This is a genomic window from Pseudomonas laurylsulfatiphila (assembly GCF_002934665.1).
Lineage (GTDB): Bacteria > Pseudomonadota > Gammaproteobacteria > Pseudomonadales > Pseudomonadaceae > Aquipseudomonas > Aquipseudomonas laurylsulfatiphila.
The window spans coordinates 72,247-86,815 of the sequence record NZ_NIRS01000007.1 but is presented as its reverse complement, the minus strand read 5'-3'; the positions used below and the strand labels follow the sequence as shown (position 1 = coordinate 86,815).

Below are 14,569 nucleotides of genomic sequence, written 5' to 3'. Positions count from 1 at the left end.
ATACCAGACGGACCACCAGCGCACTTTGCATTCGACAAAAGTTTTAGGGCGGCAAATTGACACACCGCCTACAAGGCTTTTACCCTAGCCAACAGCGATTGTAAATTGGTCTTACCAATTATCCAAGAACGCTGATCAGTGCCTGACCAACAACAATTAGGGGCCACCCCATATGCAAACCTGGCAACAGCTCTATACCCCGCTCGGCAGCCTCGGCCTGTCCGCACTCGCAGCCGTCATCCCCATCGTGTTTTTCTTCCTGGCCCTGGCCGTGTTCCGCCTCAAAGGGCACGTGGCCGGCAGCATCACCCTGGCTTTGTCGATCCTGGTGGCGATCTTTGCTTTCCAGATGCCGGTCGATATGGCGCTCGCCGCCGCCGGGTATGGCTTCGCTTATGGCCTGTGGCCGATTGCCTGGATCATCGTGGCAGCGGTGTTCCTCTACAAACTGACGGTCAAGAGCGGCCAGTTTGAAGTCATCCGCAGTTCGGTCCTGTCGATCACCGATGACCAACGCCTGCAGGTGCTGCTGATCGGCTTCTGCTTCGGTGCATTCCTGGAAGGTGCCGCCGGTTTCGGCGCGCCGGTGGCGATTACCGCCGCACTCCTTGTAGGACTGGGCTTCAACCCGCTGTACGCCGCTGGCTTGTGCCTGATCGCCAACACCGCACCCGTAGCCTTCGGCGCCCTCGGCATTCCGATCATCGTGGCCGGGCAAGTGACCGGTATCGACGCCTTCAAGATCGGCGCCATGACCGGCCGCCAATTGCCGCTGCTGTCACTGTTCGTGCCGTTCTGGCTGGTGTTCATGATGGACGGCCTGCGCGGCGTGCGGGAAACCTGGCCGGCAGCGCTGGTGGCCGGCTTGAGCTTTGCCGTGACCCAGTACTTCACCTCGAACTTCATCGGCCCGGAACTGCCGGACATCACCTCGGCCCTGGCCGCACTGATCTCCCTGACCCTGTTCCTGAAGGTCTGGCAACCGAAACGCGCCGCCGGCCAGCACATCGTCGGCGCAGTCTCGGCCTCGGTAGTGAGCGCCAGCGTCGGTGGTTTCGGCCAGAAGCGCACAACCGTGGCTTCGCCCTACAGCCTTGGGGAAATCTTCAAGGCCTGGTCGCCATTCCTGATCCTGACCGTACTGGTCACCATCTGGACCCTGAAGCCGTTCAAGGCGATGTTCGCCGCCGGCGGTTCGATGTACAGCTTCGTGTTCAACTTCGCCATTCCGCACCTGGACCAGATGGTGATCAAGGTCGCGCCGATCGTGGCTACGCCAACGGCTATTCCGGCAGTGTTCAAACTGGACCCGATTTCTGCCACTGGCACAGCGATTTTCTTCTCGGCGCTGATTTCGATGCTGGTGCTGAAGATCAACGTCAAAATTGGTCTTACCACTTTGAAAGAGACCTTCTACGAACTGCGCTGGCCGATCTTGTCCATCGGCATGGTGCTGGCGTTCGCCTTCGTCACCAACTACTCGGGCATGTCCTCGACCATGGCCCTGGTACTGGCGGCGACGGGCGCGGCGTTCCCCTTCTTCTCGCCGTTCCTCGGTTGGCTGGGCGTGTTCCTCACCGGCTCCGATACTTCGTCCAACGCCCTGTTCAGTTCGCTGCAAGCGACCACCGCGCACCAGATCGGTGTCAACGACACCTTGCTGGTGGCGGCGAACACCAGCGGCGGCGTGACCGGCAAGATGATCTCGCCACAATCGATCGCCGTGGCCTGCGCCGCGACCGGCCTGGTGGGCAAGGAATCGGATCTGTTCCGCTTCACCCTCAAGCACAGCCTATTCTTTGCAACGATTGTCGGCTTGATCACCCTGGCTCAGGCCTACTGGTTCACCGGCATGCTGGTGCACTAAGGACTACAAGTAAAACGGTAAAAACCGACGCCGGGCCACGCCCCCGGCGTCCGCAATTCACACCCCGGTCTGTAAGGCTGCTGAAAGCTTCCGACTCTATATTCAGCGGCCTCAACAGACGAATAACCGGGACCACCCGGAGACACGCCTGATGAGCGAGCTTTTTTACAACGCTGTGCCGAATGCGACCCGTGTCGCCCCGCCACTGCCCGAGCCTCGGCAATACCCCAGCGAGAAACCGTCACGGGTCTACCTGTTCGGGACCTGCGTGGTCGATTTGTTCTATCCCGAAGCCGGGATGGATGCGATCCACCTGCTGGAACGCGAAGGCATTCGTGTCGAGTACCCGCAAGGGCAAAGCTGCTGCGGACAACCGGCCTACACCTCGGGTTACACCGAACAGGCACGGACCGTGGCGCGCTCACAACTGGCGTTGTTTGCCGGGGATTATCCGGTGGTGGTGCCGTCGGGCTCTTGCGCCGGGATGTTGCGCGAACACTATGCCGACTTGTTCAAGGACGAGCCGCACACGTTGAAACAGGTTCAGGCCCTGGCAGCCAGAACCTTTGAGCTGGCCGAGTTCCTGTTGTTTGTCTGCAAGGTGCAGTTCGAGGACAGCGGCGAGCCGGTGAAAGTGGCGCTGCACACTTCGTGTTCGGCACGCCGCGAAATGAACACCCACCTGCACGGCCGCGAATTGTTGTCGCAATTGAGCAATGTGGAGCGGGTCAATCACGATCACGAAAGTGAGTGCTGTGGCTTTGGCGGAACATTCAGCGTCCGTATGCCAGACATTTCCGGCGCGATGGTGGCTGACAAGACCCGGGCGTTGAAGGAATCCGGCGCGCACAAGGTATTGAGTGCCGATTGCGGCTGCCTGATGAACATCAACGGCTCATTGGAAAAACAGCAGGAAGCGCTGCGCGGTCAGCATCTGGCCAGCTTCCTCTGGCAGCGTACCGGAGGTGCCCGATGAGCACCTCCACGATTATTCCTACGGTTGCCGTAGAAGAAGATTTCCGCACCCGCGCCCACAACGCGCTGGGTGACGCGCAATTGCGAGGCAACTTTCGCAAGGCGATGGATTCACTGATGACCAAACGGGCAGCGGCGTTCAGCGATGCCCACGAAAGAGAACACTTGCGCGCACTGGGCAATGCAATCCGTGCTCGCGCGCTCTCCAAGTTGCCCGACCTGCTCGAGCAACTGGAACAGAACCTGACCCGCAACGGTGTGACAGTGCACTGGGCGGAAACGGTGGACGAGGCCAATGGCATCGTCCTCTCGATCATCCGCGCTCACGAGGGGCGGCAAGTGATCAAGGGCAAATCGATGGTCAGTGAAGAGATGGAGATGAACCATTTCCTGGCTGACCGGGGCATTGAATGCCTGGAATCGGACATGGGCGAGTACATCGTCCAGCTCGACCACGAGAAGCCTTCACACATAATCATGCCGGCGATCCACAAGAATGCCGGTCAGGTCGCGTCCTTGTTCCACGACAAACTTGGGGTGGAATACACCAAGGACGTTGACCAACTCATTCAGATCGGTCGCAAGGTCTTGCGGCAGAAATTCTTCGAAGCGGACATCGGCGTTTCCGGCGTCAACTTCGCCGTGGCCGAAACCGGCACCCTGCTGCTGGTGGAAAACGAAGGCAACGGGCGCATGACCACCACCGTACCGCCTGTGCACATCGCCGTTACCGGCATCGAAAAAGTCGTGGAAAACCTGCGCGACGTGGTACCGCTGCTGTCGCTGCTGACCCGCTCGGCCCTGGGCATCCCGATCACGACCTACGTCAACATGATCTCCGGCCCGCGCAAGGAACATGAACTCGACGGCCCGCAGGAAGTGCATCTGGTACTGCTCGACAATGGTCGTAGCCAGGCCTTTGCCGACAGTGAATTGCGCCAGACCCTGAACTGCATCCGCTGCGGTGCCTGTATGAATCATTGCCCGGTGTATACCCGAATCGGCGGCCATGCCTATGGGGAGGTTTACCCCGGCCCTATCGGAAAAATCGTCACCCCGCACATGGTCGGCCTGGCGAAAGTCCCGGATCACCCGAGCGCGTCTTCGCTGTGCGGTGCCTGCGGCGAAGTGTGTCCGGTGAAAATCCCGATCCCTGCGTTGCTGCGGCGCCTGCGCGAAGAAAACGTCAAGGCCCCGGACAGCCCCCATCAAGTGATGCGTGGCCAGGGCAGCAAGTATTCGCGCAAGGAGCGGTTCCTCTGGAACGCCTGGGCGAAGCTCAACAGTTCGCCGACGCTGTATCGCCTGTTCGGCTTCTTCGCCACCCGTTTGCGCGCCCTCACGCCGAGCAATGTCGGCCCGTGGACGCAAAACCACAGCGCACCGAAACCCGCCGCCCGCTCACTGCATGACATGGCCCGCGAGCATTTGGCCAAACAGGGAGACCGCTGATGAGCGCCAAGCAAAATATCCTCGCCAAACTGCGTAAAAGTCTGACAGGCACCACGCCGGTGGCCGACAACTTTGATGTCGATCTGGTGACCCAGCCTTACTCCTACGCGCCAGAGCAACGCATTCCACAGCTGCGCAAACTGATGGAAGCGGTACACACGGAAATCCACCTGACATCCGGCGAAGAGTGGCCGGTGCTGTTAGCGCAATTGCTGCGGGATCGCCAGTTGCCAAGCCTGCTGATCGCACCGACAACGCCCCACGGTCAACGCATCACACAGCATTGGGCGAATAATCCCGATCTGCCGACGCTCAAGGCCTACGACCGCCCGGTCGAAGAATGGAAAGCCGAGCTGTTCAACGACACCCCGGCGAGCCTGACCGGCAGCCTCGGTGCCATCGCGGCAACCGGCAGCCTGATCATCTGGCCGACCCGGGAAGAACCGCGCTTGATGAGCCTAGCGCCACCGGTGCATTTCGCCCTGCTCAAGGCCAGCGAAATCCGCGACAACTTCTATCAGGTGCAACAGGAGTTCGAATGGGCCCAGGGCATGCCGACCAATGCGTTGCTGGTGTCCGGCCCGTCGAAGACCGCCGACATCGAACAAGTGCTGGCGTACGGCGCCCACGGCCCGAAAGACCTGGTGGTGTTGATCCTGGAGGACCAATGAGTCTACCGGCCGCTTTCCTGCGAGATGCACAGCAACTGATTCCACAAGAGCGACGTTTCGACGACCCGCTGTCGACCCTGGCCTTCGGCACCGATGCCAGTTTCTATCGATTGATTCCGCAACTGGTGATCCGCGTCGAGTCCGAAGACGAAGTCGTGGCGCTGCTGCAATTGGCGCAACGCGATCAGGTGCCGGTGACCTTCCGCGCCGCCGGTACCAGTTTGTCCGGCCAGGCGATCAGCGACTCGGTGCTGATCGTGCTGGGGGACAACTGGAACGCGCGCGAGATCCGCGACCAGGGCACGCAAATCCGCCTGCAACCGGGTGTGATCGGCGCCCAGGCCAACGCCTGGCTGGCGCCGTTCGGACGCAAGATCGGCCCGGACCCGGCCTCGATCAATGCCTGCAAGATCGGCGGGATCGTCGCCAACAATGCCAGCGGCATGTGCTGCGGCACGGCACAAAACACCTATCACACTTTGGCCGGCATCCGTCTGGTGCTGGCCGACGGCAGTCGTCTCGACACTGAAGATGCCGCCAGCGTCGCGGCGTTTCGCCAAAGCCATGCCGCGCTGCTGGAGCGCCTGGCGACGCTGGGTCGCGAGACCCGCGCCAACGCTGATCTGGCTGCGAGAATCCGCCACAAATACCGTCTGAAAAATACCACCGGCCTGTCGCTCAATGCCCTAGTGGATTTCGACGAGCCTGTGGATATCTTGAGCCACTTGCTGGTGGGCTCAGAGGGCACGCTCGGGTTCATCAGTGCAGTGACCTACGACACGGTGATCGATCACCCGAACAAGGCCTCGGCCCTGATTGTTTTCCCGGATGTAGAGACCTGCTGCAACGCGGTCACCGTACTGAAAAGCCAACCGGTGTCGGCCGTGGAACTGCTGGACCGGCGCAGCCTGCGCTCAGTGCAGGACAAACCCGGCATGCCGCCTTTCGTACAGCATCTGTCGAACAATGCCTGCGCCTTGCTGATCGAATCCCGCGCAGCGTCGTCCGCCCTGCTGCATGAACAACTGGCGCAGATCATGGCGTCGCTGCAGGCGTTCCAAGTGGAAAAGCAGGTCGACTTCACGGAGGACCCACGGGAAAACGCCCGTCTCTGGGCCATCCGCAAAGACACCTTCCCCGCCGTCGGCGCGGTGCGCAAGACCGGCACCACGGTGATCATCGAAGACGTCACCTTCCCGGTCGAACAACTGGCCATCGGCGTCAATCGTCTTATCGAACTGTTCGACAAACATCACTACGATGAAGCGATCCTTTTCGGACACGCACTGGAAGGCAATCTGCACTTCGTCTTCACCCAAGGCTTCAACAACAAGGAAGAAGTCGCACGCTATCAGGCGTTCATGGACGACGTGGCGCAACTGGTGGCAGTGGAGTTCGGCGGTTCGCTGAAAGCCGAACACGGTACCGGACGCAACATGGCGCCGTTCGTCGAGCTGGAATGGGGCAGCGATGCCTACCAGTTGATGTGGCAACTCAAGCGCCTGCTCGATCCCAACGGGATTCTCAACCCGGACGTGGTGCTCAGCGAAGATCCGCAGATCCACCTCAAGCACCTCAAGCCCTTGCCGGCCGCCGACGAGATTGTGGACAAGTGCATCGAATGCGGCTTCTGCGAACCGGTCTGCCCATCGAAAGGCCTGACCCTGAGCCCACGCCAACGCATCGTGATCTGGCGCGATATTCAGGCGAAAAAACGCGCCGGCATCGATACCACCGAACTCGAAGCCGCGTACGAGTACCAAGGCATCGACACCTGCGCCGCCACCGGCCTGTGCGCGCAACGTTGCCCGGTCGGCATCAACACCGGCGAGCTGGTGAAAAAACTCCGTAGCCGCACGGCAACCCATACGAAAACCGCCAACTGGCTTGAAGGAAATTTCGCCACGGCGCTACAAGGGGCGCGATTCACCCTGCACGTCGCCAATGGCGCACGGATGTTGTTGGGCGCGCCACGCCTGGCAAAACTCTCGGCGACGCTGACGAAGCTGTCCAAAGGTCAGGTCCCGCAATGGACCAACGCCATGCCGCAGCCGGAAAAAGCCATCCGCTTCAGTCCTGCCGTGTCGGACGAACGCCCTCGGGTGGTGTACCTGGCGGCGTGTGTGTCGCGGGTCATGGGGCCAGCGGCGGGGGATAAAGAGCAGGTGTCGTTGTACGACAAAACCCGCGGACTGCTGGAAAAGGCCGGTTACCAGGTGGTCTTCCCGGACAATCTGGACAACCTCTGCTGCGGCCAGCCATTCGCCTCCAAAGGCTACGCCGAACAAGCCGAACACAAACGCCAGGAACTGATCGGCGCCTTGCTGCATGCCAGTCGCGGCGGGCTGGACCCGATTTATTGCGACACCAGTCCCTGTACGTTACGGCTCACTCAAGACCTTGGCGACGTTCGACTGGACCTCTACGACCCGGTGCGTTTCATCCGCACGCACCTGATGGATCGCCTCGACTTCACACCGCAGGAAGCGCCGATTGCAGTGCACGTCACCTGCAGCACTCAGCACCTCGGCGAAAGTCAGGCGCTGATCGATCTGGCGCGCAAATGCAGCAAAAACGTGGTCATTCCCGAAGGCATTCACTGCTGCGGCTTCGCCGGCGACAAGGGCTTCACCACGCCGCAGTTGAATGCCCATTCGCTGCGCACCCTCAAGGACGCGGTGCAACAATGCAGCGAAGGCATCTCCACCAGCCGCACCTGTGAGATCGGTTTGACGCAACATGGCGGCATTGATTACCACGGTCTAGTCTATCTGGTGGACCGCGTTACCCAGGCTAGGGTGCCCTGATAGCAGGACCCAAGGAAGGTGCATAGATGTACCTACTTGCCGGAATCGATAGCTCCACAGTAAAAAACAGAACCCTGAGGTGCCACCGCAGTCCACTGATCAAGTCCCGCCAATGCGGGACTCTCCCAACACTCGGTAGCTCGATTTGATGGCCAGCAATGCCTGGCCCTTCAGCTCAAGGAGATACACATGAATCGTTCTGTGCTGTTAGGTTTGTTTATTACTGCCTCTATGCTCGCCTCCCCCTCGTTTGCCGCCGAAAAAGATCAGTGCGCGGTCAATCTGCAAACCATCGAAAACGCAAAGGCACAGATTCCTCCGGAAATGACTGACCAGGTGAAAGCCTCCGTCGAGCAAGCCGAAGCTGACCATGCAAAAGGCACCAAGCAGGGCACTGATGATTGCATCGCCGAGACCAACGACGTCATCAAGGCCCTCACCGACGCGAAAAAAGGCGGGAAGTAATCCGATACGAAGCAAAACAAAACCCGCCAACGGCGGGTTTTTTTGCATCCGGGGTCTGGGAATGTGTAACCGCCCGCATCGCGGGAAAAGCTCGACACGTTGTCTGAAAAAACCGAATTCTTGCGTTGAATCGTAGTCTTTGAGGTAGGCCCCATCCGTTCAAGGTGATACCCATGAAGCGCACCACACTCGCTGGTCTGTTCATTTCCGCTGCAATGTTGGCCTCTCCTGCATTTGCTGCGGACAACAACCTTTGCACGAGCAAGCTGCAAGAGCTCAAAGGCAAAGTGAATGCGCTGCCGGCGACCTCCGGAAACACTGCAATGGAGATCAAGAGACTGATGTCCAGCGCCGAAGCCTCACAAGCCTCCGGAGACGACACAAAATGCGTCACCGAAGCCACCCAGGCATTGGCACTCGCTGACAAACAGCGCAACGAGCCCAACCCATGATGTGTGGTGGCCTACCTTCGGGTTGGCCTTCTGAGTCGCGTTGACGTACACTGTACAGGCTTGTTGCTCACTTGATTCACAGAGCACCAGGCTCGGGGCCGTTTAGGATTCGACGCCGGTTGCGAAACTTTAGGTGCATGCCGAGTTGGTAACAGAACTCGTAAATCCACTGTTGCAACTTCTTATAGTTGCCAATGACGAAACCTACGGGGAATACGCTCTCGCTGCGTAAGCAGCCTTAGCCCTTCCCTCCTGGTACCTTCGGGTCCAGCAATCATCAGGGGATGTCTGTAAACCCAAAGTGATTGTCATATAGAACAGAATCGCCGTGCAGTACGTTGTGGACGAAGCGGCTAAAACTTACACAACTCGCCCAAAGCACCCTGCCCGTCGGGTCGCTGAGGGTTAACTTAATAGACACGGCTACGCATGTAGTACCGACAGCGGAGTACTGGCGGACGGGGGTTCAAATCCCCCCGGCTCCACCACTTCATCATCTAAAGACGTCCACGGACGTCTTTTTTTGTGCCTGAAATCCAGCAAAATCAAGGGTTTAAGCGCTACTGGGCTCCGCAGAGGTTTTTTGAGTTCCAGCCGTTTGGGTATTCCAAATGGTATTCCAAGCCATCCGGTGCTATTTTTTGGAATACCAAAACGGTGTCAGAGGTAGCTCTCATGCCTGCTCCAGCCCTTCGCCTTTCCGACCGCCAGCTCAAGGCAATCAAGGCAAAAGACAAGGATTACGTCCTCAGCGATGGTGACGGCCTCCAGCTCCGAGTCAGGAGCAACGGCTCGATGCTGTGGAACTTCAACTACCGCGAGCCGGTAACCAAAAATCGTATCAATATGGGGCTGGGCACGTACCCAGAGCTCTCACTAGCGAACGCCAGGAAAAAAGTGGTGGAAGCGCGCGAGCTGCTTGCACAAGGCATTGATCCCAAGGTGCAACGCAATGCACAGGACGAAGCCAAACGAGCGGAGACGGAACATACGTTCGAGAACGTGGCCACCGCCTGGTTCGAGCTGAAGAAGGACTCCGTCACGCCGGCGTACGCCGAAGACATTTGGCGCTCGCTCACGCTGCATGTATTTCCAGACCTGAAAACAACGCCGCTCTCAAAAATCAGCGCACCGATGGTCATCGAACTGCTTCGCCCAATCGAGGCCAAAGGCAGCCTCGAGACAGTGAAGCGATTGAGCCAACGGCTCAACGAGATCATGACCTACGGGGTCAATTCAGGACTGATCTTTGCGAACCCCCTCAGTGGCATTCGCGCAGTATTCAAGAAACCCAAGAAACAGAACATGGCCGCGCTACGACCCGATGAGCTTTCCGAGCTCATGATCGAAATCGCAAACGCCAGCATCAAGCGGATCACCCGCTGCCTGATCGAATGGCAACTGCACACCATGACCCGCCCTGCCGAAGCGGCTACCACCCGATGGGCAGACATCGACTTCGACAAACGCATCTGGACCATCCCTCCGGAGCGCATGAAAAAGCGTCGTCCGCACACCATCCCACTGACCGAACAGGCACTCGCGTTACTGGAGACGCTCAAGCCCCACAGCGGCCACAGGGAATACGTGTTCCCGGCAGATAGAAATCCGCGCACCCACGCCAACAGCCAGACCGCCAACATGGCGTTGAAACGCATGGGCTTCCAGGACCGCTTGGTCAGCCACGGCATGCGCTCCATGGCCAGCACCATCCTGAACGAGCATGGGTGGGATCCGGAGCTGATCGAAGTCGCGCTGGCGCATGTCGACAAGGACGAAGTCCGAAGCGCTTACAACCGAGCTGACTACATTGAACGTCGGCGTCCGATGATGGCTTGGTGGAGTGAGCACATCCAAAAAGCGGCCACTGGCAACCTGTCAGCATCTGCGATCAATCAAACCAGAGACCACAACGTCGTGCCGATACGGTGAGCGTTCACTGGACGCCGCCAGTAACCGAGAATGACTCCCCGTATGGAGTGATAGTTGATTTGGCGACAGCGGCGACACCGGCGACAACCCAAGTAATACCTGGCCTGCAGCATGGCGACAGAAGTGGCGACTGTCGCCGCTGCAAGCCTCGCTCTTGGGGCTTTCTCGGCCAAGCCCACGCGAGCGGGAAGGCTCTGCATTCCCACTCGCGTGGGCTCTGCGTAATTGCATCTCACTTGACCACCTAATTGCATTGCCACTGACCATTTGTTTGCATCCGACTTGACCAGTCATTTGCATTCGCGCTGACCAGCCGTTTGCAGTTGATGGGGGTCAGCGGGTGCCACTCAGCGCGAGTGCGTCAGCCAAGCACTGAAGGACTGCAACCTGCCGATTGTGTTGAAAAAGTCGACCCGGCCGAGCTACCCATTTATCGAACGGTGAAAATGCCATTTTTGCACACCGCTACGTCAAATCTGAGCCTTGAATCCTCTGCGCAACGCACGAATTTCAATCTCGAGCGCGTACTTTTCTGCCGTAGAAACAGAAGTCGACTTTTTCAACAGAATCGGCCAAAAGCGGCCCGTTAAAGTGCCTACTAAACTAGGGGCGGCTCAGTAGTCCATTCATGACAATCAGTGAGTAGAGATAGAGCGCCTTGCAATGCTTTAGCCCACTCATGCTTGCTTTCGGTACTATCCGGGATATCTCAGGATTGCCGAAGGTTAAGAAATGAGTGTCATCCAGATGTCGGTATCGCTGCACGACCTTGGCCTCGCCTATCGCAAGGCCAAGGTTGACCTCTACTACTCAACCAACCCCTCGCTGTTCGACATTGCCAACTATGAAGACGACCTGAGCAAAAACCTCACTCGCCTGAAAGTGCAGATCGAAGCCATGAACGAGGATTGGGTGAAAGACCCTGCATTTCTCGGCACTTGGACGCTGGCCCCCAAAGAAATCCAGATTGCCAAAGGAAAGCAGGATCCAAGTCTGATCTTCGCCTCACCGGAAGCCGAGTGGGTAAGCGCGACTGAGGCCGGCAACCACCCCACCGCCGTATTCCGCCTCATGGCCCGCTGCAGCATCGACTTTCACGTGCTGTCATCGCTATGGATGATGGAAGTCGGCGATCTCTTCGACAAACAGCTCAGCAGCAACGTCTTTGGCAGCCGCCTGCGCCGTAACCGGCACGATGAGATCAGCACGTGGGCCCTTGGATCATTCAAACCCTATCTCAGACCCTTCCGTGAATGGCGCGACGGTGGCATCAAGGCGATGCGCACAGCCCTGAGCGAGAAGAAAAAAGTATTGGCACTGACAGCCGATGTAAGCAGTTTCTATCACGAGCTAAGCCCCGGCTTTATGCTCGACGACGGCTTCCTCAAATTAGCCAAAATTGAACTGAGCGAATCGCAGTCAAAACTGAACCGCCTGTTCATTTCCGCCTTGTTGGCCTGGGCACAAGAAACGCCACTAGGAAAAGGTTTACCCGTAGGGTTGCCTGCGTCTGCAGTGGTCGCAAACGCGGCACTAATCGGGCTCGACCAGTTCATCGAGCAACAAGTAGTGCCACTGTATTACGGCCGTTATGTGGACGACATTCTACTGGTCATGGAAAACGCCAGCGACATCAAAACCACCGAGCAGTTTTGGGAGTGGATCTTCAGTCGCGACGGCGGCAAGGACCTGCTTAAAAAAAATAACGGCAGCATCCTGTTCAAACCTGGCTATCTCAAAGAAGACCGCATCGCTTTTGAAAACAGCAAAAACAAGCTGTTCATCCTTGCAGGGTCTGCAGGTACCGCTCTGGTCAACGCCATTTCCGAACAGATCAACCAACGTGCAAGCGAATGGCGCGCGTTACCCGACCTGCCGAATTCGCCCAACACCGTGGCTACGGACCTGCTCAAAGCTACCAACCTTGCCGGAGAGCAAGCAGACAATCTGCGAAAGACCGATGCACTAACGCTGCACCGCGCCGGTTTTGCCCTCAGCCTTCGCAACTACGAAGCCTTCGAACGCGATATCCCCCCGGAGGATTGGCAAGTACACCGCCATGCCTTTTTCGCCGCAGTCATAGAGCATCTGCTCACCCCGATTAAGTTCTTCGAACTGGCTCAATACCTCCCGCGCATCATCCGCATGGCTACCGCCTGCGAAGACTTTGAATACCTAGACAAGATCATCAAAGCACTTGGTGGCCTGATCGTTAAAGTAGAGAACGACTGCACTTTAGCGATCAAAAGCCTAGCCGCTGCCAACGTGCCAGCCGAGGCCCGACATTTATGGAAGCGATCCATCTGGGAAGTAACAACGCAAAGCATCGTCTCTGCGTTTCCTCCCCGCCTAAGCAAATCGGGGGCTACCGCCTGGAAGAACCAGATGACCGGTCATATGGAGAGCCTTGCCTTCGTCATCTGGAGTAACTTCCTGGACAGGCCAATGAACATCACCACCCAGCACATACAGAAGCTTCAAGCTCGGCTGTTCAGCTTCGATCTCGCCCATATCCCCTTGCGCTTTACAGGCCTGCCTCAGGAAATGGTCAGCCAGCGCGGTATTCCACTCCGTAAAAACCTCGCTACTTTTGACGCAGAAGATCTATTGCCTGACGAGATGACCGACGGCATCGCCACACTGGCGAACTGGCTCAGGCTTAAACGCGGCACCCCGTCTGGTCTAACCTTTGCCACTCGCCCATTCAGTCTCAATGAGCTCTACCTCATAGCCCCCACCCCTTTTGCCGCCTCCAGCCGCAAGACACTGGGGTTGGTGGTGCAAGCACTGCGCGGTTTTGAGCTGACCGAGCACAAGATGCCCCACCTCGACAAAAAGCAGGTTTTGCATATCCCGGACGGAGAACCCAAAGCAAAACAGACCATCGCTGTGGCCAGTTTGGAAACCAAAGATGAAAGCTTTACCGCCGCCATCATGGGGTGGCCCGATCCGGACGGCCTGCACCGTTACCAACGCATCAATCGCCTGATTAACGAACTGATCTCTCGGCCTGACGGCGCTGGTTACTTGATCCTCCCAGAAGTGTCTTTACCACCCCAATGGTTTATGCGTATCGCCGACAAGCTCAAGGGCCGTGGCATATCTTTGATCACCGGGGTGGAGTACCTCCATGCACCGAGAAAGTATGTGCGCCACCAGGTTTGGGCTTCGCTAACCCACGACGGTCTTGGGTTCCCTTCGCTGATGCTCTATCGCCAGGATAAACAGCGTCCAGCATTTCATGAGGAGCAAGAACTCTTTCGCCTAGCAGGCCTGCAGATGCAGCCCACTCAAGAGCAACAGTGGCAAAAGCCTCCAGTCATCCAGCATGGTGATTTCCGCTTTGCCATCATGATCTGCAGCGAGCTAACCAATATTCGTTACCGCGCAGACCTACGCGGCCAGGTCGATGCGCTGTTTGTTCCAGAGTGGAACAGCGACACCGACACATTCAACGCACTGGTGGAGTCTGCCGCCCTTGATATTCATGCCTACATCATCCAATGCAACAATCGCCGCTTCGGTGATAGTCGTATCCGCGCACCTTATAAGGAGCGCTGGAAGCGCGACATATTACGAGTCAAGGGAGGTAACCACGACTACTGCATTACAGGTGAAATCGACGTACTGAGCCTGCGCCAGTTCCAATCCAGCCACCGCTCGCCGGCCTCAGGTTTCAAGCCTGTGCCAGATGGCTTTAACGAGGACATGGCATCGGATCGGAAAGTATTACCCAAAGGGGCTTAGACCTGACAAGTCGAATGAAAACGGTTGATCCGCACAACTGCAATTGACTGGTCAGTGACAGTGCAAATGGTCAAGTCCATGCAATTACGCAGGCTCACATTAAAACCCGACGAACGACCACCCGGCCATGGAGAACCACCGGGTTCCAAGGTCTTCCAGCACTACCGATTGGCGCAAGAGCCGCCCCCAAAATACTGTTGA

At 57.9% G+C, this 14,569-nt stretch carries 9 protein-coding genes and 1 other RNA gene; all 10 read left to right on the top strand.

Translation table 11 applies throughout. The features are described 5' to 3' along the window. Positions 1–172 precede the first annotated feature (172 nt). Positions 173–1,867 carry a lactate permease LctP family transporter gene (locus CD175_RS25235; protein ID WP_104450880.1) on the top strand — a complete coding sequence of 565 codons (1,695 nt, stop codon included), beginning with the start codon at positions 173–175 and terminating at the stop codon, positions 1,865–1,867. 151 nt (positions 1,868–2,018) lie between these two features. Continuing rightward, on the top strand, positions 2,019–2,843 hold the full coding sequence (locus tag CD175_RS25230; protein ID WP_104450879.1) for a (Fe-S)-binding protein: 825 nt from the start codon (positions 2,019–2,021) through the stop codon (positions 2,841–2,843). Continuing rightward, complete coding sequence (locus tag CD175_RS25225; RefSeq protein WP_104450878.1) at positions 2,840–4,294, top strand: LutB/LldF family L-lactate oxidation iron-sulfur protein; 1,455 nt, start codon at positions 2,840–2,842, stop codon at positions 4,292–4,294. Before CD175_RS25230 ends, CD175_RS25225 begins: the two co-directional genes overlap by 4 nt. Then, the gene (locus tag CD175_RS25220; RefSeq protein WP_104450877.1) at positions 4,294–4,965 is read left to right on the top strand and encodes a LutC/YkgG family protein; all 672 of its coding nucleotides are present in this window, start codon (positions 4,294–4,296) and stop codon (positions 4,963–4,965) included. The genes CD175_RS25225 and CD175_RS25220 overlap by 1 nt, the downstream gene beginning before the upstream one ends. Further along, the gene (locus CD175_RS25215) at positions 4,962–7,772 is read left to right on the top strand and encodes an FAD-binding and (Fe-S)-binding domain-containing protein (RefSeq protein ID WP_104450876.1); all 2,811 of its coding nucleotides are present in this window, start codon (positions 4,962–4,964) and stop codon (positions 7,770–7,772) included. Before CD175_RS25220 ends, CD175_RS25215 begins: the two co-directional genes overlap by 4 nt. A gap of 189 nt (positions 7,773–7,961) precedes the next feature. Next, positions 7,962–8,237 carry a PA2433 domain-containing protein gene (locus tag CD175_RS25210; protein ID WP_104450875.1) on the top strand — a complete coding sequence of 92 codons (276 nt, stop codon included), beginning with the start codon at positions 7,962–7,964 and terminating at the stop codon, positions 8,235–8,237. Positions 8,238–8,410: 173 nt separating this feature from the next. After that, positions 8,411–8,689, top strand: coding sequence for a PA2433 domain-containing protein (locus CD175_RS25205; RefSeq protein ID WP_104450874.1), 279 nt, complete (start codon positions 8,411–8,413; stop codon positions 8,687–8,689). Between the two features lie 94 nt (positions 8,690–8,783). Then, positions 8,784–9,177, top strand: a transfer-messenger RNA (tmRNA) gene (gene ssrA, locus CD175_RS25200). 187 nt (positions 9,178–9,364) lie between these two features. Continuing rightward, positions 9,365–10,621, top strand: a complete 1,257-nt coding sequence (locus CD175_RS25195; protein ID WP_104450873.1) for an integrase domain-containing protein — start codon at positions 9,365–9,367, stop codon at positions 10,619–10,621. Between the two features lie 732 nt (positions 10,622–11,353). Further along, positions 11,354–14,368, top strand: a complete 3,015-nt coding sequence (locus tag CD175_RS25190) for an RNA-directed DNA polymerase (RefSeq protein ID WP_104450872.1) — start codon at positions 11,354–11,356, stop codon at positions 14,366–14,368. Positions 14,369–14,569 lie beyond the last annotated feature (201 nt).

Excerpts from the sequence above, each read along its gene's own strand:
- CD175_RS25235 (WP_104450880.1), top strand. The coding sequence starts at position 173 with ATGCAAACCTGGCAACAGCTCTATACCCCGCTCGGCAGCCTCGGCCTG.
- CD175_RS25230 (WP_104450879.1), top strand. The coding sequence starts at position 2,019 with ATGAGCGAGCTTTTTTACAACGCTGTGCCGAATGCGACCCGTGTCGCC.
- CD175_RS25225 (WP_104450878.1), top strand. The coding sequence starts at position 2,840 with ATGAGCACCTCCACGATTATTCCTACGGTTGCCGTAGAAGAAGATTTC.
- CD175_RS25220 (WP_104450877.1), top strand. The coding sequence starts at position 4,294 with ATGAGCGCCAAGCAAAATATCCTCGCCAAACTGCGTAAAAGTCTGACA.
- CD175_RS25215 (WP_104450876.1), top strand. The coding sequence starts at position 4,962 with ATGAGTCTACCGGCCGCTTTCCTGCGAGATGCACAGCAACTGATTCCA.
- CD175_RS25210 (WP_104450875.1), top strand. The coding sequence starts at position 7,962 with ATGAATCGTTCTGTGCTGTTAGGTTTGTTTATTACTGCCTCTATGCTC.
- CD175_RS25205 (WP_104450874.1), top strand. The coding sequence starts at position 8,411 with ATGAAGCGCACCACACTCGCTGGTCTGTTCATTTCCGCTGCAATGTTG.
- CD175_RS25195 (WP_104450873.1), top strand. The coding sequence starts at position 9,365 with ATGCCTGCTCCAGCCCTTCGCCTTTCCGACCGCCAGCTCAAGGCAATC.
- CD175_RS25190 (WP_104450872.1), top strand. The coding sequence starts at position 11,354 with ATGAGTGTCATCCAGATGTCGGTATCGCTGCACGACCTTGGCCTCGCC.